This window comes from Chlorobaculum thiosulfatiphilum, assembly GCF_006265165.1.
In the GTDB taxonomy this organism is placed as follows: Bacteria; Bacteroidota; Chlorobiia; order Chlorobiales; family Chlorobiaceae; genus Chlorobaculum; species Chlorobaculum thiosulfatiphilum.
Window position 1 is genome coordinate 90977 of sequence record NZ_VDCH01000001.1, and the last position, 20952, is coordinate 111928.

21 protein-coding genes are annotated in these 20952 nt (G+C 56.1%); 9 read left to right on the forward strand and 12 right to left on the reverse strand.

Annotated features, from left to right (window positions below; genetic code table 11):
* The first annotated feature begins 265 nt into the window (after positions 1-265).
* From FGF66_RS12475 to FGF66_RS00430, 4 genes are all read left to right on the forward strand, one after another.
* Entirely contained in the window at positions 266-592 is a 327-nt protein-coding gene (locus FGF66_RS12475) for a hypothetical protein (RefSeq protein ID WP_170181117.1), read from the forward strand.
* Between the two features lie 199 nt (positions 593-791).
* On the forward strand, positions 792-1199 hold the full coding sequence (locus FGF66_RS00420) for an NUDIX hydrolase (protein WP_170181118.1): 408 nt from the start codon (positions 792-794) through the stop codon (positions 1197-1199).
* Complete coding sequence (locus FGF66_RS00425) at positions 1177-2082, forward strand: cobalamin-binding protein (protein ID WP_139455740.1); 906 nt, start codon at positions 1177-1179, stop codon at positions 2080-2082. The genes FGF66_RS00420 and FGF66_RS00425 overlap by 23 nt, the downstream gene beginning before the upstream one ends.
* Complete coding sequence (locus FGF66_RS00430) at positions 2072-3415, forward strand: cobyrinate a,c-diamide synthase (RefSeq protein ID WP_139455741.1); 1344 nt, start codon at positions 2072-2074, stop codon at positions 3413-3415. The genes FGF66_RS00425 and FGF66_RS00430 overlap by 11 nt, the downstream gene beginning before the upstream one ends.
* A gap of 35 nt (positions 3416-3450) precedes the next feature.
* Here FGF66_RS00430 and FGF66_RS00435 read toward each other — a convergent pair whose 3' ends face one another.
* The 9 genes from FGF66_RS00435 to FGF66_RS00475 form a co-directional block, all read right to left on the reverse strand.
* Positions 3451-4095 (reverse strand): class I SAM-dependent methyltransferase, encoded by a 645-nt coding sequence (locus FGF66_RS00435; RefSeq protein ID WP_139455742.1) that lies wholly within the window; start codon positions 4093-4095, stop codon positions 3451-3453.
* A gap of 12 nt (positions 4096-4107) precedes the next feature.
* Positions 4108-6225, reverse strand: a complete 2118-nt coding sequence (locus FGF66_RS00440; protein WP_139455743.1) for an anaerobic carbon-monoxide dehydrogenase catalytic subunit — start codon at positions 6223-6225, stop codon at positions 4108-4110.
* Between the two features lie 232 nt (positions 6226-6457).
* Positions 6458-7222, reverse strand: a complete 765-nt coding sequence (locus FGF66_RS00445) for a c-type cytochrome (RefSeq protein ID WP_139455744.1) — start codon at positions 7220-7222, stop codon at positions 6458-6460.
* A 168-nt stretch (positions 7223-7390) separates the two neighbouring features.
* Positions 7391-8200, reverse strand: coding sequence for an ABC transporter ATP-binding protein (locus tag FGF66_RS00450; protein WP_139455745.1), 810 nt, complete (start codon positions 8198-8200; stop codon positions 7391-7393).
* Positions 8201-8234: 34 nt separating this feature from the next.
* On the reverse strand, positions 8235-9044 hold the full coding sequence (locus FGF66_RS00455) for an ABC transporter ATP-binding protein (RefSeq protein WP_246046433.1): 810 nt from the start codon (positions 9042-9044) through the stop codon (positions 8235-8237).
* A gap of 11 nt (positions 9045-9055) precedes the next feature.
* Positions 9056-9847 (reverse strand): ABC transporter permease, encoded by a 792-nt coding sequence (locus FGF66_RS00460; RefSeq protein ID WP_139455746.1) that lies wholly within the window; start codon positions 9845-9847, stop codon positions 9056-9058.
* A 130-nt stretch (positions 9848-9977) separates the two neighbouring features.
* Positions 9978-11210, reverse strand: coding sequence for an ABC transporter substrate-binding protein (locus FGF66_RS00465; RefSeq protein WP_139455747.1), 1233 nt, complete (start codon positions 11208-11210; stop codon positions 9978-9980).
* A gap of 333 nt (positions 11211-11543) precedes the next feature.
* A complete protein-coding gene (locus FGF66_RS00470; protein WP_139455748.1) occupies positions 11544-12335 on the reverse strand; it encodes an ATP-binding protein in 792 nt (263 codons plus the stop codon).
* Between the two features lie 47 nt (positions 12336-12382).
* Positions 12383-12580: a hypothetical protein gene (locus tag FGF66_RS00475; protein ID WP_139455749.1), complete on the reverse strand. Its 198-nt coding sequence runs from the start codon at positions 12578-12580 to the stop codon at positions 12383-12385.
* A gap of 128 nt (positions 12581-12708) precedes the next feature.
* Between FGF66_RS00475 and FGF66_RS00480 the strand changes: the two genes are divergently transcribed.
* Together FGF66_RS00480 and FGF66_RS13060 are read left to right on the forward strand one after the other, a co-directional pair.
* Positions 12709-13260, forward strand: a complete 552-nt coding sequence (locus FGF66_RS00480) for an AAA family ATPase (RefSeq protein ID WP_139455750.1) — start codon at positions 12709-12711, stop codon at positions 13258-13260.
* 146 nt (positions 13261-13406) lie between these two features.
* On the forward strand, positions 13407-13652 hold the full coding sequence (locus FGF66_RS13060) for a nucleotidyltransferase family protein (RefSeq protein WP_211341962.1): 246 nt from the start codon (positions 13407-13409) through the stop codon (positions 13650-13652).
* 69 nt (positions 13653-13721) lie between these two features.
* On the opposite strand, the gene FGF66_RS13010 is transcribed toward FGF66_RS13060, so the two are convergent.
* Genes FGF66_RS13010 through FGF66_RS00500 form a run of 3 tightly spaced genes read right to left on the reverse strand, consistent with a single transcriptional unit; the run spans position 13722 to position 17038 of the window.
* The gene (locus FGF66_RS13010) at positions 13722-15107 is read right to left on the reverse strand and encodes an AAA family ATPase (protein ID WP_139455751.1); all 1386 of its coding nucleotides are present in this window, start codon (positions 15105-15107) and stop codon (positions 13722-13724) included.
* A 17-nt stretch (positions 15108-15124) separates the two neighbouring features.
* Positions 15125-16261, reverse strand: coding sequence for an AAA family ATPase (locus FGF66_RS13015; RefSeq protein ID WP_139455752.1), 1137 nt, complete (start codon positions 16259-16261; stop codon positions 15125-15127).
* A 48-nt stretch (positions 16262-16309) separates the two neighbouring features.
* Positions 16310-17038, reverse strand: a complete 729-nt coding sequence (locus FGF66_RS00500; RefSeq protein WP_139455753.1) for a hypothetical protein — start codon at positions 17036-17038, stop codon at positions 16310-16312.
* 587 nt (positions 17039-17625) lie between these two features.
* On the opposite strand from FGF66_RS00500, the gene FGF66_RS00505 reads away from it, so the two are divergent.
* From FGF66_RS00505 to FGF66_RS12480, 3 genes are read left to right on the forward strand one after another with little or no spacing between them, the layout of a single operon-like run.
* The gene (locus tag FGF66_RS00505; protein ID WP_139455754.1) at positions 17626-19128 is read left to right on the forward strand and encodes a methylmalonyl-CoA carboxytransferase subunit 5S; all 1503 of its coding nucleotides are present in this window, start codon (positions 17626-17628) and stop codon (positions 19126-19128) included.
* Between the two features lie 16 nt (positions 19129-19144).
* Positions 19145-20704 carry an acyl-CoA carboxylase subunit beta gene (locus tag FGF66_RS00510; RefSeq protein WP_139455755.1) on the forward strand — a complete coding sequence of 520 codons (1560 nt, stop codon included), beginning with the start codon at positions 19145-19147 and terminating at the stop codon, positions 20702-20704.
* A 21-nt stretch (positions 20705-20725) separates the two neighbouring features.
* On the forward strand, positions 20726-20944 hold the full coding sequence (locus FGF66_RS12480; protein WP_170181119.1) for a hypothetical protein: 219 nt from the start codon (positions 20726-20728) through the stop codon (positions 20942-20944).
* The last annotated feature ends 8 nt before the right edge of the window (positions 20945-20952 follow it).

Consider the following 20952-nt stretch of genomic DNA (forward strand, 5'->3'; position numbering starts at 1 on the left):
ATAGTCAAGGGTTTTATACGGAAACTATCAACACTGTTAGAGCTAAGGAATCCTGATGAACTTGCCAAACCTATTTTTCACTCAACCTTTGTCTACGCAGATATCTATCGTCGCCGTGTGCATATCTCTGCTTGCGTTCTTTCACACAATAAAAACGTCGATTTCAAAAAGAGCATTGGAACGGGCAGCAAAAAAGACCGAAATCTATCTAAAATTGGTTGAAACCACGATAACATACAGGAATATGCTTAGCTCCCTAAGTACCATGCAGCCGTCAATGGAAAACTGTAAATCTTATGTTGAAGACCTTATAACAAACATTGAATCATCGATCGAAGCGTGCGAGAACGAAAAAAACACTATTAAGAAACTGCCATTTTTTGTTGGTGTTGTACAACTTGAGGAAATATCAAGAGATGTCCAAGAACTCTATTTAAGGGCTGAAGAACTTGTCCCTCGTACTGTGCATATCACCAAAGAATGTCACCATTATCACAATTTGTCTAAGAAGTATTGTGACAAGCTGCCAATTGCCGAACGACCGAACCAGATTACATGCACCCTATATAATAAAGAGGAGAAAACCCAATAAGCACTTAACAACAGATTGCAAGTGGATGGTCTCCAGCCTTCCGATACCGCACACTGTTAAGCTGGGAAGTTATGCGAGCATCCGCCTTTTGCAAACCTCTAACCCCCGGCGAAAAGCGCTTGCCGTGAAAAACCCTCTGCACTATCTTGCGGGTGATTTTTCGTGACTGTGCAAGATCGTCAACGACTCCACCATCCCCATGCCCAAAGCCACCGTCGCCGCAATCATTCACCCCGCCGGAGATCGCCTGAAGATCCTCTTGACACGGCGTAACGTCAATCCTTTCAATGGATTGTGGTGTCTGCCGGGCGGGCATGTCGAGGATTTTGAGCCTGCTGAAACCGCCGTGCGGCGTGAGGTGAAGGAGGAGACCGGCCTCGATTTCGCGCCGGAAAAGTTCGTCGGCTGGTTCGAGGAGATTTTCCCGGAGCACCGCTTTCACGCCGTGGCGCTTGCCTTCGCCGGAGCCGGATCGGGCGCGTTGCAACAGCAGCCTGACGAAGTGTCCGAAATGGCGTGGTTCGCGCTCGATGAAGCGCTCTCGATGCAACTTGCTTTCACCCATAACCTTGTCCTGCAACACTATGCCTGCTCGCTCGAAAAGTAACCGCCTGACTCCCCTCTTCATCCTGCTCGCGCTCTGCCTGCAAACGCTCGCCGGGTGCTCGCGCCAGCCCGCGCCTGTAGCGCCGCCCGCGACGACAGCCGCCGCCGAAGCGCCGAAGCGCATCGTCAGCCTCGCGCCGAGCCTCACCGAAATGCTCTACGCCATCGGCGCAGGTGACCAGCTCGTCGGCAGAACCAGCGCCTGCGACTGGCCCGCCGAAGCTGAAAAGGTGCCGGTGGTCGGCTCCTTCGGACGTCCTTCGCTCGAAGTGCTCGCCTCGATGAATCCCGACCTCGTGCTCGACGTCGATCTGGCCGATGAACAGGCGGCGAAAAAAATGGCCGAGATGCATCTGCGCCGCGAGCACATCCGCTGCCAGGATCCCGAAGAGCTGCCCGCCGCCCTCCGCAAGCTCGGCGCACTCACCGGCCACGCAAGGCAGGCCGACAGCCTCGCCTCGGTGATCGAGCAGGGGCTGGCGAAGTATCGCACAGAGGCCGCCGCGAAAACGCGCAAACCCTTGATTTATCTTGAGATATGGAACGATCCGCTCTGGACGGGCGGCAACAAAAGCTTCGTGTCGCGCCTGATTGGCTACGCGGGCGGGCGCAACATCGGCGACGCGGTCGAGAAGGAGTACTTCGAAGTCTCGCCCGAGTGGGTCATCCGCGAAAACCCGGAGATCATCGCCTGCATGTACATGGCCAACGAAACGCCCGCCGCCGACAACCTCAAGAAACGACCGGGATGGCAGGGCATCAGCGCCGTGCAGCGCAACCGGGTCTATGACAAGTTCGACAACCGCCTCTACCTGCGCCCCGGCCCGCGCATCCTCGAAGGGATCGCCGGAATGAAAAAGCTGATCGAGAGCAATGAACAGTAACGCGACGCACGAGAGCCGGGGATTCCTCATCGCCGCCCCGTCGAGCGGCTCCGGCAAAACGACGATCACCCTTGGCCTGTTGCGCCTGTTGGCGCGGCGCGGCATGAGCGTCCAGCCCTTCAAGTGCGGGCCGGACTACCTCGACACAATGCTCCACGCAATGGCCGCTTCGACGGGAGAGACGGCGCGACCGGGGCTGAATCTCGACACCTTCATGGCCTCGAAAGCGCACGTTCGCTCGCTTTTCGCCCGCCACGCCTCGACGGCGGAGATTTCGGTGGTCGAGGGGGTGATGGGTCTGTTCGACGGGGCTGAAAAATCGGACGGCAGCAGCGCCGAGATCGCCGCGCTGCTTGGGCTGCCGGTCATCATGGTGATCGACGGCTCGAAGATGGCCTACTCCGCCGCGCCGATGCTCTACGGCTACAAGAACTTCGACCCCTCGGTCAACGTCGCGGGGGTGATCTTCAACCGCGTCGGCAGCGCCTCGCACTACCGCTACCTCGAAGCCGCCGCGCATGACGTGGGCGTGGAGCCGCTCGGCTACCTGCCGCGCAACAGCGCTATTACGATCGACGAGCGCCACCTCGGCCTCAACACCTCGGCGGAGTACGACCGGCAGGGCATCATCGACGCGATGGCCGACCACATCGAAAAAACGGTGAACATCGAGCGCCTGCTCGAAGTGGCGGCAATCGAGCTGCCGGAAGCCGAACCAGCCCGGACAGCTATGCGACCATCGGACAAGGTGATCGCCGTGGCGCGGGACGAAGCCTTCAACTTCATCTACCACGCCAACATAGAAGCGCTGGCGCGGTACGGCGAGGTGCGCTATTTCAGCCCGCTGCACGATGAGACGCTTCCCGAAGCCGACCTCGTTTACCTCGCCGGAGGCTACCCGGAGCTTCACGCCGAAGCACTTGCGGAGAACACCGCGATGCGCCACGCCATCGCCGAATGGTGCCGCAACGGCGGGGCGACTTACGCCGAATGCGGTGGTCTGATGTATCTCGGTCAGACGCTCACCCTCGCCGACGGCACGACCCACCAGATGTGCGGCGCGCTCGACCTCGACACCTCCATGCAGGAGGCCCGCTTAACGCTTGGCTACCGCAAGGTGTATCCGGCGGGTGCGAACGGCGTCGAACTGCGCGGCCACGAGTTCCACTACTCCCGCATCTCGCGGCAAGGCGAAATCGACACCATCGCCGACGTGCGCAACACCCGCGACCAGCCGGTCGAAACGAAGCTCTTCCGCGTCGGCAATACCATCGCCTCGTACCTGCACCTCTACTGGGGCGAGCGCGACAACCTCGCCAACTGGTTCTTCTGAATGCACTTATGGGCGAATCATCATGACAGCCGCTCTCAACGGTTCGTTCGCCGGAAGGTGAACCAGGCGAACTCCTGCGTGAAACCTGCGGGGGTAAGATGTTGGGAATCGACGGTTGAGACAAGTTCGAAGCGCGGGACGAACACGCTCGAAATCAACTTTTCATCGTAGCGTTGCACGGAGAGACCGCTGCAACGTTCCGGGCCGTTCAGGGCAAAGACGCCGATGATCGCCACGCCATCGGCGTCGAGGCAGGCATCGAGGCTCTCCAGATAGCGGCGGCGGTCATCCTCGCTCGTCATGAAGTGAAACACCGCGCGGTCATGCCACAGGCTGAATTTTTTCGCCGACCGGAAGGTGCGAATGTCGCGTTGCACCCAGGAGACGGTCGAGGCTGACGCACCCATCCGGTTGCGAGCTTCGCCGAGCGCTGCCGGAGAGCAATCCACAACCGTGACGTCCGTATAACCGAGCTGCACCAGCGTTTCGGCAAGCATCGACGCGCCGCCGCCCGCGTCGATAACCGGCGCGTCGCGGGCGATGCCTGCCGCCTCGACGAGGCTCAGCGACTCCTGCGGGTGGCGCTGATACCAGCTCAGGCCCTCGAATGGCGTGGCGTGATATTTTGCGTCCCAGTGATGGCGTAGTTCATCCGGCTCTTGCGTGTTGTCTCTGGACATGGCGGTTACTGATTAACTGTTCAAACAGAACGATTTGCCGATTTCAACCGTATCGGGAATCGTCTCCTCGATCTCCTCTTTCGTGCCGATGACGTAATCGCTGACCGGCCAGCCGAGGGCTTCGCGCTTGCGGTCGAGCATCCGCAGAATGTCTTCGGCGGTCTGGTACGGGTCGGGATTCCAGTTCATCGCCGCGCCAACCATCGGGCGCAGCCGGTTGCTGACGTAGTCGATAAAGCGGTCGGAGGCGAGCGTGTTGTCCTGCACGCACGAGTAGGTTTCGATGCCGTTGAGGATGAAGGCGTACCGCGCGCCCATCGTCTTTTCGGCGGCGGGATCGGCGGCCACCATTGCGAAAGGCATCGCCGGATTGGGCTGGCCCGCCGCGTTGGCCGTGTAGGCCATCACCTGGCTGGCTCGTGTGCTGTCGGTACACGCGCCGACGTGCAGCACAGGAGGAATCTGCAAGGCTTCGACCACCTCGCGCAGTCCGGGGCCGCAGAGCTTCGAGGCGTCGGGATGCGCCAGACCGGCAAAGAGCAGCCCCATGCCCGAACAGCCGTGGGCGGTCACCAGCACGTCGTTCTTGATGAGCTGGCGGGCGATGACCACCTGGTTGCGCTCGAACACCGCGCCGCGAATATTTCCACAGGAGCCGAAGTTCGCGATGCCACGGATTTTGCCCTCCTCCAGCAGGCGGGCAAGGCCGTGAATCTTCTTGTCGGGCATCGAGCCGTCGAAAAGCCGGGCGATCTCCTCGACGCTGAAGCCCAGCTCCACCTTGGCGCGGATGTCGGGAATATGGATTTTTTCGCTGTCGCGGTTGCGGTAGTTTTCGATGGCGATGTCGAGAATCTGTTCGGCAAGCTCGTAAATGCGGTCGAGATTCTTGAGATAGTAGTCGAGTTCGAGCACAATCGCGCCTTCCTTGCGGCCCGAAGGCGAGGTGGTGATCACCTTGGTGTGGAAGCGCCGGGCGACCGGCATCATGCCGGGCAGCACGTCCTGCTGATCGACCACGATCGCCTCGAACGCGCCGGTGGCGACGGCCATTTCGGCGGAGGAGGCCATCGCGACGAGCGGAATGCCGAGGTCGCGCTCGACGAACTCGCCGCCGGTGCAGCACATGCCGTAGAGCCTGATGTCGTCCGCACCAACAGCTTTGACCTTCTCCATGATCTTCGGCGTACCGACAATGTCGCAGATGGCGAAAGCGACCATAGGCGCGTGGCCGTTGATGCCGATGTTGATGCAGTTGTCCTTGCGGATGCTGCCGAGGTTGACGTTGAGCTTCGAGCGCCGGGGCAGGCCGTAAACGATGTCGGTGGCGAGCGACGTCGAGACCACGGTGGTGTAGGCGTAGGCGAGCACCGTGCGCAGGAAGGCCTGCATGTGGCTCTCGAAATCGGAGTCGGTGCCGTGGCTGGTGAGGTTGTTCGACTCGAAACACTCGTGGTAAGCGCTGATCGGAATGATGCCGAGCCTCTCCCAGAGTCCGGAGCGCTCTTTCGGCGCGAGCGCAAAAAGCGTGTCGTGATGCTTCGGCAGCGCTCGCTGCAAGTCGTCGATGAAGCGGTCGGCGATCTCGACGCAAATCTGTTCGACGCTCTTGCCCTCGGCGTCGAGGCCGAGCGCCCCAGCGACCGCCCACGCCTTTTCGGGGCACTTGATCGGAATCGGCGCGGAGCCGTCGCCCGCCGCTTTCAGGGCGATGAAGACCTCGCGGGCGTGTGCGCCATGCGCCGACATGCCCGAAGCGAGCCGCCGCAGCGCGTTCCCGGCCACGATCAGATCGACATCTTTACCACAGATCGAATGGGGATGCTTTTCGTTCACCCGGCACGGGCCGTAGGAGCAGAAGGCGCAGCACGCGCCGGTCAGGCCGAAGCCGCACTGCGGATGCTGCTGCATGAAGCGGTCGAAGGTGTTGCCGATCCCCTCTTTTTCCATGTGACTGACCATCTCCGCCACCGCCTTGTTGGCCGTGTGGGCAATGACCTCATCCTTGCTGTAATTGAGCTTGTGAACAAGCTTTATCCGCTCGTTCAGCGACATTCCCGAACGATATTCCGGAGCCTGCCGCGAGCTGGTCAGCTCGTCCTGGTACTGGTACTTTTTTTTCTCGTCCATAACTTCTCCCTCACTGATTTGAGACCGCCCATTCTCCCCCGGAGGTCCCGCATTTCCTGATGTCATTATTGCTTCAGCCTTTAAAACTCTTAAACAATTGCCCTGGACTTTAGTCCGGGGTTTATGGATAAGACATAATTAATAAGGGCTTTAGCCCAATCTCTTTTTTAGCGAAGATTGCGTTTTTTGTCGCCAGAGCAAGAATGTCTCTGCTGTCCTTGCCGCCCTTCTCTTACTTCTTCAGCGACCGGACGTAGCGCACCAGCTCGTCGATCTGCTCGCCGGTGAGGCTCTCCTTCCAGCGAGGCATGTACCAGGCGTTGGGCCGGGCCGGATCGGCGATTCCTTCCGAGATGATCGTTCTGAGATCATCGTCGCTCATGGATTGCGCTTCGCTTCCGCCGAGCGGCCTGATGGCGATGCCGAGCTTACGGGCGACCTCTCCGTCACCTTCGCCCGACTTGCCGTGGCACATGATGCACGACATGCCGTAGATATCCGACGCAGTGTAGCCGCTCTTTTTTTCCAGCTCGACCGGTACGCCCCGGTTCAGCACCCGGATGTAGGCCACGATATCCTCGATCTGGCCGTAGCTGAGCTGCATCCCGAGCGGACGCATGTGGATCGACTTGCCGTGAGAAACGCCGCCCTTGCTGATGACGTCGTGAATCTCCTTGTCGGTTTTTCCGGCGAAATAGTCGCGATCGGCCAGATTCGCGGGCTTCACCGAGAGCGTCCGGGCATACGGCCCGTCGCCGCGCCCGCTCTGCCCGTGGCAGATGAAGCAGTAGCCGAGGTAGAGCTTGAGACCGTTGACCGCGCGTTCATTGGTCGTGGGGTCTTTTTCGCTTGCGGATTCCGGTTCCGCCACCGCTGCAACCGGCGCTTTTTCTTCGACTTTTCCCGGCTTTTCGCCCGGCTCGCTCTTGCACGCGCCAAGCAGTCCCGCCGTCAAGAGGAGGCATGTTGCGACTCCCGTATATCTCTTCGTTGCCATGATGCGAAAGGGTTATCTGTTATTGCTCAAGCCATGAAAATTCTATAACAATTGCCCCGGACTTTAGTCCGGGGTTTATCGATAACACAAAATAAATCAGGGCTTTAGCCCAATATCTTTTTTGGAAGCGATTGCGACGTTTATTACCGTGGAAATAATTGTTCACCGCTAAAAAACCAGGTCGAGTTCATCATCCTTCAACGACGAGTAGAGCTGGATGATCTGGTCGCGCAGTTCGCCGAACTCCACGTCCGTGCGGCACACCTTTTCGTGCCGTGGCCGGGGAAGGCGGTTCTCGATGATCTTTTTCACCCTGCCGGGATTGATGTCCATCACGCAGATTTTGTCGGAGAGGAAAATCGCCTCATCGACGTCGTGCGTCACGAAAAAGATGGTCGTCTTCGTTTTTTCCCAGGCCTTCAGAATCTGGATCTGCATCTCCTCCTTGGTGAGGGCGTCGAGCGCCTCGAATGGCTCGTCCATGAGCAGGATTTTCGGGTGGTTCGCCAACGCCCGCGCAATCGCCGCCCGCTGGCGCATACCGCCGGAAATTTCATGCACCATGCTCTCCTCCGACCCCTTCAGGCCGACGATGTCGAGGTACTCCTGAGCGATCCTGCGCCGCTCCTTTTTCGACACGCCCTTGAGTTCGAGGCCTATCTCGACGTTCTCGATCACGTTGCGCCACGGCAGAAGCGCGTACTCCTGGAACACCATTCCCTTGTGCGGGCCGGGACCGTACTCCTCCTTGCCGTCGAGAATCACGCTGCCCGAGGACTGCTCCAGCAGCCCGGCGACGATTTGCAGCGTGACCGATTTGCCGCACCCGGTCGGGCCGAGGATGCAGACGAACTCCCCTTCGTCGATCCTGAGGTTCACCCCTTCGAGCACCCTGAATTCAGCGCCATCCTTCACGAATGTCTTGCTGACCTCCTTGAGTTCGAGCAGGAGTTTTCCGCTTGTAGTCGTCTCGTTCATGCTTTTCAGATTTAATTCTTTGGGCGCCGGAGCCTCAGGCCACGCGGCAGGTTCGAAGACCGGCATCCTGCTTGATGACATTCATCACCGTCTCGCGGAATGCCACGAAGCGGTGGTGAAACTCCGGATCGCGGGCCGCGCTGCCAAGCCGCGGCCTCGGCAGTTCGTTACGGAGCACCGCGTCGATCTCGCCGTTCCGGCCAAGCACGATGATCCGGTCGGAGAGCTTGACCGCTTCGTCGAGGTCAGAGGTGACGAACACCACCGTGTTCTTTTCCGACGCCCATATGTTGGTGATCTCCTGATGCATGGTCATCTTCGTTTTTGAATCGAGCGCGTTGAATGCGCCGTCCATGAGCAGGATTTTCGGGCGGATGGCGAGGATCATCGCCAAGGACGCGCGGCGCTTCATGCCGCCGGAGAGTTCGACGGGGTGCTTGTTGGCGGCGTAACCAAGCCCGACCATGTCGAGGTAGCGCATCGCCTCGGCCTTGCGCTGCCCGGCATCCATCTCGCGGTTCTGGAACTCGAAGCCGAGCTCGACGTTCTTCAGCACGGTGCGCCAAGGCAGCAGCGCGTACTCCTGAAAAATCATCCCCCGGTCCGCGCCGGGGCCTGTAACCGGCTCGCCGTCGAGCAGGATCGAGCCGGAAGTGGGAAAATCGAGGCCCGCGATCAGGTTCAGCAACGTTGACTTGCCGCATCCGGTCGGGCCGACGATCACCAGAAATTCGTTTTTCATCACCTCGAAAGTGCAATCCCGAAGCACCTGAATCGCGCCCCGCTCTCTCTGATAGCTTTTCGAGACATGCTGCACGCTGATGAGAATCTGTTCTTGCTTCATCGGTTCTCCCGTCAAAGTTTCCACGCAAATTTTTTGATCAGCCACCGGTTGGCGGAATCGAGCAGATAGCCGATCGCGCCGATCACCATGATGGTGGCCATGAGCTGGTCGTAGCGGAAGCGGTCGCGGGTGTCGAGAATGAAGTAGCCGAGGCCGTCCGGCACACCCAGCATCTCCGCCGGAACGAGGATGATCCAGCTCACGCCCACGGCGAGCCGGAGGCCGGTGAGCATGTCCGGCACGGCGGCGGGAATGATCACCTTGCGCAGAATGCCGACGTCCTTTGCGCCCATCGTTCGGGACATGTTCACCCAGAGCGGACTGACCCGGCCCGCGCCATGCGAGGTGTTCAGGATCAGCGGCCAGATGGCGACCAGCCAGAGCAGAAAGGTCACCGAAACATCGCCCACGCCGAACATGATGATGGCGATGGGCATCCAGGCAAGCGGCGAAATCATGCGCATGAACTGGAACGCCACGTAGGTAAGTTGCTCGACCCGCTTGAAATAGCCCACGAGCACGCCGACGGGAAGCGCGACGACAACGGCGAGCGAAAGGCTGGTGAGCACCCGGCGGATGCTCGGAATCGCGTGATGAACCAGCTCCCCGCTTTGTATCATTTCCAACAGGGCGGAAAAGGCCGCGACCGGCGAGAACGATTCGCTGAAATCAGCGCCGAAAAGCTTGAAGCTGCTGGCCGCCTGCCAGACGGCGAGGAAGAGCAGCACACCGGTCACATAAAAGACCCGGTCGAGCAGCTTCCCCTGAAATCCTGCGGCATTGCCGCCATTCTGATTTGCCATAAGAGCTTGTACAATAGCTGGTTACCAAAATTCTCCGGCCACGCGCGACCCCACATCCGGCACGGCATGAGCCGGCCGGAAAAGGTCGAACAGCGATGGGGCGAAGGGAGTGAACGGTTCCGTGACGCTCTCAGATGCTGATGATCTCTTCGCGCACGGTGGGTTGCTTCGGATCGACTCCGGCGAACTGCGCCAGGCCGCCGAGGGCTGAGGCCGCCGCCTCGACACCCGCCGTGTACATCAGCTCGCTGTGTACGCGGCCAGGATCGAGTGTCTGGAGAAAGCTGGTGTCGCCATCCATTTTGGTGAGCTTCAACATTTCAACCATTTTTCTGGTCGCCGATTCAAACTGGTAGGGTTCGTAGGAGAGGCGTTGCGTGTGCCAATCCGGATGCTGGATCGCGCCCGTGCCGGAGGGGCCGTAGGTTTCGAGATCGTACTTCATCATCGCCCGCTTCACGATCTTTTCGGGCAGCGGCAGGTACTTCGCGCCGTCCTTGGAGAGGATATGCGCGGCCTGTTCGGGGTTGTTCAGCGACCAGAGTTCCGCCTTGACCAGCGCCTGGATCACCTTGTGCGACCACGCCTGATCGGCCAGATCCTTCTCGTTCATGACCGCCACGCAGCAGGGGTGGTTCTTCCACACGTCGCCCGTGAAGCGGACGATCCGCCCGCCCGCCAGCACCTCACCAGCGGCGTTGAACGGCTCTGCGACGATGTAGCCGTCGATGGCGTTCGAGGCGATGGCCGTCGGCATGTCGGGCGGCGCCATGACGAACAGATTCACCTGCTTGCTGCTGAGCGGCGCGCTCTTGCTCTGGATCACCGGCTCGATGCCGTGCTCGCGGGCGATCATCTGCAAAATGATGTTGTGCATCGAATACCAGTACGGAATGGCGATCTGCTTGCCGCCGAGGTCGGCGTAGGATTTGATGCCGCTCTCTTTGCCAACGGTGATGGCCGAGCCGTTGATGTGATCCCAGGCGACCACCTTGACCGGAAAGTTCTTGCCGTAGCGCATGTAGAGCGGAATGGGAGCGAGCAGATGAGTGAGGTTGAATCGGCCCGCCATGAAGGCCTCGGCCATTGGCGCCCAGCCGCGGATCAGCACCGGCCGTTCGGAGTCGATGCCCAGCTCCTTGTAAAAGCCCAGCTCGTGAGCGAGGATGATCGGCGTGGCGTCGGTAATCGGCAGGTAGCAGCTCGAAACCTTCTTGCCGCCCTTCACCGAAGCGGAACCGCCCTGCTCGGACTTCGGCCCGCACGCCGCCAGCAATGAACTGCCGCCAAGAACAGCGCCGAGACCGATGGCCGACTGCCTGAGAAAATCCCTGCGTGAGACGCCATTGTTTCCTTGACTCATGAGAGCCTCCTTTATGCTTGATGAATGGAGATTTGAAACGACTCTTTTCCGGAAATCCGCGAACCTTTCAGGCCTCGCGTTTTTACTGACGCATATTCCTCTGCCGCAAAGCAGAAAACAAAGCAATAACAATTGTTAATACCAATTACCAAAAAAGACTTCCGATTGCTGGAAGTGAACGAAAACCTGATGTGCTGCTTGCATTGAGCGCGTTCCCGATTTCAGGTAACGCTGAAGTCCGTACTCGACGGTGAGAGAATAGGTTACAGCTATATCGGCATCTGGATGAAAGTTAACAATTGTTTACAATATTCCAAGAAAGCGACCATCCTGTCAGATAATTTTCTCGCTTTCAGTCATGGATTCGAGGCGATCGACAAGGCTCCGGATTTTTGCGACGAGCTGCGGGCAAGCCTCATACGGCATCGCTCCGGAAAGATCGGCGCTGACCGCCTGCATGTCGAACGGCATCCGCTCGATGACCAGCTCCGCGCCGAGCTTTTCGGCAACGGCAAGAGCCTGCTCTTCGCCGTGCAGCTTATTGAGCACCAGCCGCGTCTCCGGAATGCCGGTGTGTTCAGCGAGTTCGATCAGCTTCCGGGCCGTGCCGATCGAGCGTTCGCCCGGCTCGACGACCACCAGCAAGAGATCGACCGACTGCGCGGTGCCGCGCGTCATGTGCTCGAAACCCGCTTCCATGTCGAGCACGACCCATTCGTCGCGTTCGACCATGAGGTGCCGCAGGAACGAGCGGAGCAGCGCATTTTCGGAACAGTAACAGCCCGACAGCGCCTCCTTCAGAGCGCCCATGACAATGGTCGGCACACCGTTCACATCGACGGAATAGCGGGAAACGAAATCGTCAACCTTCGGATTCAGCACGAAATAGCCGCCCGACTCGCCCGGCTTCGCGCCGGTACGCCCCTCGATCAGCGCCTTGCGTTCCACCAGCGGAACGATTGCGCCCATCCGCTGGCGATCGTAACCGAGCGCATCGGCAAGCCCGGCATTGGGATCGGCGTCGATGGCGAGCACATTCCGGCCCCTCGAGGCAAGCTCCCGGACGATCATCGAGCTGATCGTCGTTTTACCGACGCCCCCTTTGCCGCTGATAGCAATTTTCATAACTCCCTCCGTTTACTTGTACTTAACCATTATTAACGATTGTTACTTTAAAAAACAACAAAACGGTCATTTTTTTCGAGAATCCGGCACGGCGGCATCAAGCCGGTCACAAAATTTTTATGCGAAACGGGTGAATACTTTTTCCACAGAATCTGATATTTTGCGCCACGATGGCGTAATAGCTTTTTTCGATGAGTGCTGCCGTCCGGCTGACTGGCGTATTCGAGAATGATGCCACGCAACATGGAGAAAGAACTACAAGTATTTATCTTGAAGTCATTTATGCGGCTTTTCGATAACAGATTTGAGCGTAAGTGCTCAAGCGTAGAAAATGCAACAACCAGGCCAACTTGTATCCAAAGCTGACGCGGGCATGATCGCGACCGAAGCAAAAGCGACGCGCCGCTACATCATCACCGGCGGGCCGGGAAGCGGGAAGAGCACACTCATCGAAGCGCTCGAAACGCGCGGCTGCCGCTGCTACCCGGAGGTCTCACGCGAGCTGATCCGGCGCGAAGCGAGGCGACCCGGTGGCGTGATGCCCTGGAACGACCTCGAAGCCTTCGCCCGCCTCGCCTTCACGGAAATGCTGCTCCAGCACGACCACGCCGAAGAGGCTGGCGAACGCTGCTTTTTCGACCGCGCCCTCCCCGACATCTTCGGCTACCTGCACGAGCGCGGCCACGGCATCCCGGAAAGCTGGCTCGACGCTCATAGCCGATGCCGCTACGAGCGCACGGTCTTCATCCTCCCGCCGTGGCCCGAAATCTACGTCAACGACCCCGAACGCCCCCAAACCCTCGCCGAAGCCGAAGCGCTCCACGCCGCCATCCGCGAAGTGTACGAATCGCTCGGCTACGAGTTGATCGAAGTGCCGAAGCTGCCGGTCGAAGCGAGATGCGAGTTCGTGTTGGGGAGGTTGTGAGGGAGAAAGGAGGGTGGAATCGAGTATGCCCGCAGCTTTTGACTTCACTTCGGAAGAGCGAGCAAATTTTTGACCTGGGCTGTCCTTAAAAGAACTTCCTTGAGCGTTTCGTGCCGGATGCCGAAATTTTCGTTTTCGGCTGACGGATTCACGGCACGGCAAAACCCTGGTCAGACCTCGACCTCGCCATCAAACCCAAATCACCGCTCGACTGGAAACTGCTCGCCGAAATCAAAGAGGCTTTTCAGGAATCCGAACTGCCTTTCAGAGTCGATCTCCTCAACAGGAACGACATAACACCCGCATTTCGCAAAGCGATAGAAACAAACGGCTACGAGATATTGCCGCGAATTCGCCTCTATCTCCGATTCAAAACCATCAGCGAGCAATGAGCCTTATGCCAAAGACATGACAAATGTATTTTCAGCTAAGTATCAACGCCCCCTACCTACCTGGTGATTTTATTCACCGATACTTTGAAGCAAAGCTGCATATTGGTCAGGGTCTTTTTCTCGGATTTTCCTGAGAATAAAGCTTGCAACAGTTTTCATTTCCGGAACATCTATTGGTTGAATGCTCCGCTCAAATACCCCTGCTAAGTGTGAATACTCATTATTAACCCTATCTGTTAGCGATGCGGCTAATGCATCATCTCCGAAAAACCGCGTTAACTTGTTATCGTTCTCCACGGCATTTGGGTATTTGTAGTACAAGAATGCCTCAAGAAACTTACGGGCATTGTTCCCAAAGTTGTAGTAGCAATCATAATTTTCATCACTCCCTACTTGTGCATGTGCGCATCTGTAGATTTGATGGAACAGGAAATTGAATTCTGTGATATAATCTTTCATGTATCGAGGCATCAATGCTATATCACTGACTTGATCTGTTCGGGTAATGATGAAGAATTGAGACTTATTGTTGCTCCGAGCACCCGGTAGCTTCTTCAAGTACTTCAAAAAGTCCAAGTTGTGAGTCGAAATAAACAGCTGCTTAAAGCGGTCACGTTCTTTTAACTCCCCGCCATCTTCATATTTCTCAGGCGTTACAATTTCGGAATGGATGAGACTGTAAACAAAAAAGATATGGTTTGTATCTAAACTGGAAATAGGATCGTCAATCCAGATGATCGGCTTGTTGCCTTTGGTTTCTATATCTTCAAGCTTTGCCATGAAGTAACAAAAAGCTATCAGGCTGCATTCTCCCACACTAAGGTGAAATGCTTTTTTCCCCTTCCGAGTAACTTCAAACCGGTACCCAGATGATGCATCTCCCGGGGTATTTTCAATGGCTTTGAGTGAAAGAGACTGGTGACCGAAGAAATTATTCAAATAGTTGTTTACCCGGTCAGCACCCTTGCTTTCATCTTTTAGCTGGGCCTTTAGTTCAGCGATCTTTGCTCGTTTTGTATCAACCTTGCCCTTTGAAGTGTTTCTATCTTCCTTCGCTTTGCCCATTGTCTTACTCAAGGCATCAATGACTGCGCATTCATTTTCATATTTTATGTCGTTAATGAATGTATGAACTTCATAGAGACGGAGAGCAGCGCGAGCTATTGCTTGATCGGTACTCAGCGAAGCGGTCAACTGATTTGATTTTTTTCTGAGTTGTTCAAACGAATCCCTAACTGCATTCAAAGCATCCTCAATTGACTCAGATTCATCAAATATGAAAGGGGTGAAGATTTCTTTTTTTCGTTTTTCGACCTGTTCTTTAATAGAATCCAGACTTGCACAATATGAGGCTGATTGGGCTGATAACTGCTCTGCAAGCGAATCTAAATCCGTGGTATAGTTGGAATAGAAATCAGAATTCTTGACTTTAAGGGCATCTCTAAAAAGTCGAATACTCCTCTGAAAATCACCTAAAAAACTTTATTAATACATCTGTAAAATCGCTTACACACTGCAATTCTCACTAATTCAGCTACCTCATAAGACTTTTTAGAGATGCCCTTAAGTAGATTGGGAACTCGTGACCGCTCGCATTCAATCGATTCAAGCAGGTTATCCAGTTCTTTCCGAAGCTCTTCAGATTCCTGATTAAAATGCATGTCCAGCTTATCCCACAAACTTTGAGGAAGTTCACTGCCACAAAATGCACATTTTTCTCTTTTTCCTTTGTGATGTTCTCGACCATTCCACACCCACATAGACAACACCGCATCGTTTAGCAATTCCTGAATTGGGTCAGATGCCTGAATCTTTTTTTCAATTAGCTTTTTAGCCTTTGATGCAATCGCAGAGTATTGAAGATTGAAGGATAATGATTCTGGGATATCCGACTTGGGTTCTTCTCTGAGGAGGTCATAATACTTGCTTATCTGTTCATTAGTAAGCGGGGAATAACTATCTTTAACAACAGTAGCTATATCTGTTTTTATTTTTGCCAAATTGTAATTAGCATCTCCAAACGATTTATTGTGCTTAATTCCAGAGCCTGCCTTGTTAGCTTTATCACGTAACTTCCCTTCTAATTCTAAAAATTTACCGTCATGAGCTTTTTTGGTTTCTTTAAATTTACCACCAATCCTGAGAAGTTCCCCAAGCAGTCCTGACTCGTCCTCTTCGTTTCCGAGTTCAGCTTCATGCTTTTCGATCTCTTTCTCAAGCTTGGTATTATCTTCCCCCAAAATGGCAAACGAGTTGATAGCCTGCTCTTCATCAACAATGAAACGCAGATTATCCTTGACAAAATCTTCATTGAAAACACGAACCAATTGGCCATGGCTATTTAAGGAATTTTGCGTAGCACTGCTACCGCCCTCAAAGGAAATATGAAATTCAGGTGAGCTGTATTTTTCTGAAATAAAACCGGTTTCAAGAGCTCTATAAATTCGTGATAGAGTTGTTTTTCCTGAATAGTTGCGACCATAAATAATGTTGATCTTTTTAAACTCAGCGATGTTATTTTCTTTATCCTTTACGGATGAAGACCATCGAAAGTCCAGAAAGACCGCAATGTTTTTAATCGAATCAATTTTTTTTATCTCGCCGCTCATGTAAGCTCTTGTTTAATTACGCCCAACGCAGAAGTTTAAGACTGCTTGTTAGAGCAATTTCCTCTTGTAGTAATCAATATTGAGAAATTCCTCATAGAAATAGTTCGCGCTGAATTTTCCCACTAACGGCTCGAAATAGCTGTCCGGTATACCCGCAATTGCCTTGTGAAAGTTTATCAAGTGCCCGCCAAAATCTTTCCTTTGTGAATCTTCCATTTTTTCATACGTTCGAAGATACATAATAACTTTCTGAACCTTTTTCTTTCTGAAAATCAAAGGACTGGAACTTGGTAGCCATAAGTTCAGCTTTCGAAGTTCAGGCCTTATCATATCGGCGTATTTAGGTAATATTCCGTTTATTTCTGGGAAAAAATAGAAATAGCGTTCAAACTCATCCACCAAACCATATGCCCATGGAAGCACCTTATCTGACATCTTAAAGAATTCCATTTGTCTTGAGTCTTCAATCTTGCTTGGGTGAAATACTGAATTTCGGAATCTTTTCAGCAAATTTACGTTCTCCATAAACTCTTGACCAAGCATGAAATCGATTCGCTGATCAGAAAAACCAAAGTCTCTAAAAGTTTCCAATGACACATACAGAAGTCCAAGAAAAACTGTGGACATTTCATTCGGAAATATCTCACCATCAAGACGATATTTATACCCCAATTCCTTCTCGTAGATCTTCTCTATTCGACAGGCGCGATAAAGGTACCGACTCCACTGCATAAGCTTCTTGTACTCAGTCCCCGACCAAAATGGATCACTCTTCATTCTGCATTACCTCGTGCGATGCGTCGTCCTATCAATATTTAGACTGATTTGCCTGATACAGTAAAAGGCAAATAGCCTCTTCCTGCATCAAACAACCCCAAAATCATAATCACAGACCAGCCAATTGATTTCTCATTCGGCAATCCGTCTCGGGAGAGGGACTGCATAAGCTCGACGGCGAGGCTTACGACTTTTATGTACGAAGAATCGCGGTATTTATCAAGTCCCGGCCTTTTTGATTTATAGCGATCATGGACAAAGTCTCAACGCCTCTCCCGTCACCGTTCGCCTACCTGACGCTGCGGATCGGGTCGCGTCCAGCCTGAAAAACGCCTTTTCATTATGGATTCACAATTATGTCACATAGAATCAGCATATTTTTTCTATATTCGCTCGCAGTAAAAAGTTGATGTTTTGGCGGAATTTTACCATGCGGCAGACCATGCCGCCAGAAGCTCCGGCATAACAATAGATGAACACAATGCCTTTTCGATCCCGCTTTACATCCCTCGACTTCCGGTCGGGAACCATTTTTGGTTCGCCGGAGCCATCCCATCCGGAACTCCTAATTCACCTCACAACCATTCATGGAACCAAGAATCATTGATATTACTGAGCTTGCCCTGCGCGATGCCCATCAGAGCCTCATCGCGACGAGGCTCGGCATCGACGACATGACCGGAGCTTGTGCCGACCTCGACGAGGCGGGCTACTGGTCGATCGAGTGCTGGGGCGGGGCGACCTACGACGCCTGCATCCGCTACCTGAACGAAGACCCCTGGGAGCGGCTGCGCACCTTCAAAAAGCTTATGCCGAAAACCCCGCTGCAGATGCTCCTGCGCGGCCAGAACCTGCTTGGCTACCGCCACTACCAGGACGAGGTGGTCGAGCGCTTCTGCCAGAAATCCGCCGAGAACGGCATCGGCGTGTTCCGCATCTTCGACGCGCTCAACGACCTGCGCAACATCGAAACCTCGGTGCGGGCGGTCAAAAACGTTGGCGGTCACGCGCAGGGGACGATCTCCTACACGGTCAGCCCGATTCACACCACGGCGCTCTTCGTCGATCAGGCGCGGCGATTGCAGGAGATGGGGGTCGATTCCATCTGCATCAAGGACATGGCGGCGCTCATCAAGCCGCAGGCGGCATACGAGCTGGTACGCGGCATCAAGGAGGCGTGCGGCGCTGATCTGCGCGTTCACCTGCACGTGCACGCCACCACCGGCGTCACCCTCGTGAGCCTCATGAAGGCGGTCGAGGCGGGCGTGGATTGCGTCGATACCGCCGTCAGCTCGATGAGCCTCGGCCCCGGCCACAACCCGACGGAGAGCTTCATCGAGATGCTCGAAGGCACCGGCTTCGCGACCCGCGTCGATATGGAGCGGGTGCAGCGCGTCAAGCGCCACTTCATGAACGTGCTGGAGCGCTACAGCGAGTTCCAGTCGAAAGTTACCGGCGTGGAGACCGAACTGTTCAAGAGCCAGATTCCCGGCGGGATGCTCTCCAACATGGAGAACCAGCTTCGTCAGCAGGGGGCGGGCGACCGGATGCAGGAGGTGCTCGACGAAATTCCGCTCGTGCGCCGCGACACCGGTTACGTGCCGCTCGTCACGCCGAGCAGCCAGATCGTGGGCACCCAGGCGGTGCTGAACGTGCTGATGGGGCGGTACGCCGTCCTGACCGGCGAATTCGCCGATCTCATGCTTGGATATTACGGCAAAGGGCCGGGTGAAAAGAACCCGGAGGTGGTCGAGATGGCCCACCGTCACGCCGGAAAGCAGCCGGTCACCTGCCGTCCCGCCGATCTGCTCCAGCCCGAATGGCAGAAGCTGCGCTCCGAAGCGCTCGCGCTCGAAGGGTGCAACGGCTCCGACGAGGATGTGCTGACCTATGCGATGTTTCCGCAGATCGCGCCAAAATTTTTCGCCACCCGCCACGAAGGGCCGCGCAACCTTGGCTGCGACCCGCATACCGGCGTCTCCGAGACCCATCCAGCGGAGGGGCACCAGGGCGCCATTACCGGCCCAATCACCTATGCCGTGACCCTGAGCGGACGGCAGCACAAGGTGACTGTGGCCCCATATCAGTAATTATAATAATCGAGTGATGCAGGAACATATCAAGAGCATTGAAGAAAAAATAGAGGAACTGAACCAGAAGCGGGAGAGAATTCAGCTCGGCGGCGGGCAGGAGCGCATCGACAAGCAACATGCAGGCGGCAGCCTGACGGCTCGCGAGAGGATCACGGCGCTGGTCGATCAGGACAGCTTTCTGGAGAGCGGCCTCTTTGCCGAGCACCGCTGCACCAACTTCGGGATGCAGGGCAAGCCGATGCCCGCCGATGGCGTGGTGACGGGCGCGGGCAGCGTGGATGGCCGCCTCGTGCATCTGGCGTGTCAGGATTTCACCGTCGGCGGAGGCTCGGCGGGAGAGGTGCACTGCCGCAAGATCGTGCAGATGATGCAGGCTTCGCTGAAAACCGGCTCGCCCTTCATTGTCGTCAACGACTCCGGCGGCGCGCGCATTCAGGAGGGGATCGAAAGCCTCTCCGGCTACGGGCAGGTGTTTTACAACAACGTCATGCTGTCGGGCGTGGTACCGCAGATTTCGCTGATCTGCGGCCCGTGCGCGGGCGGCGCGGCCTACAGCCCGGCCTTGACGGACTTCATCATCCAGACCAGATCGGCCTGCATGTTCATCACCGGCCCCTCGGTCATCAAGGCCGTCACCGGCGAAGAGGTGACTGCCGAACAGATCGGCGGCCCGGCAGCGCAGATGAACATCTCCGGCGTGGTGCACTTCGTGGCCGAGGATGATCGCGACGCGATGGCCATCTGCCGCCGCCTGCTCTCCTTTTTGCCATCGAACAACCTCGAAGACCCGCCGCAGTGGGAAGCCGAGGAGGTGATCTTGCCGGACAAGTACCTGAACTCGATCATCCCGGTTGACTCTCGCCAGAGCTACGATGTGCGCGACGTCGTCTCGCGGCTTGTGGATCGGGCGGACTTCATGGAGGTTCAGGAGCACTTCGCCCGGAACATCGTGATCGGCTTCGCCCGCATTCAGGGGCGCTCGGTCGGCATAGTGGCCAACCAGCCGGCGGTGATGGCGGGCGTGCTCGACATCGACGCCTCCGACAAGGCGGCGCGATTCATCCGCTTCTGCAACGCCTTCAACATTCCGCTCGTGACGCTGGTGGACGTGCCCGGATTCCTGCCGGGCGTGGAACAGGAGTATGGCGGCATCATCCGCCACGGCGCGAAAATGCTCTTCGCCTACTCGGCGGCCACCGTGCCGAAAATCACCGTAGTGATGCGCAAGGCTTATGGCGGCGCGTACCTGGCCATGTGCAGCAAGGATCTCGACGCCGACCGCGTGATTTCGTGGCCCACCGCCGAGATCGCCGTCATGGGCGCCGAAGGTGCGGTCGATGTGATCTTCCGCAACGAAATTCGCAAGTCGGACGATCCGAAGGCCAAGCGGCAGGAGCTGATCGCGGAGTACAAGGAGTCATTCTCCACGCCCTACGCCGCCGCTTCCGCCATGAAGGTCGATGACGTGATCGAACCCGCCGAAACGCGGCGCTACCTGGCCATGTCGCTCGACATTCTGCATTCGAAACGGGAGTTCAGGCCACAGAAAAAGCACGGCCTGATTCCCCTCTGAACCCGAAACGAACCAGAAATCATGAACGAACAGGAAACAACAGAAACGATAGTCGAGGACGAACAGCAGGAGATCACGCCGGAGCTGCTCATGATCATGTCGGTCTCGATTGCGGCCTACCTCGGCAAGAACGTACGCATCCGGCGCGCCCGGTTCATCAGCGAACAGGGGCCGAGTTCGTGGTCGCAGATGGGAAGGGTTTCGATCCAGTCCTCCCACACTTTTAGCATAAAACAATAAGGAACCAA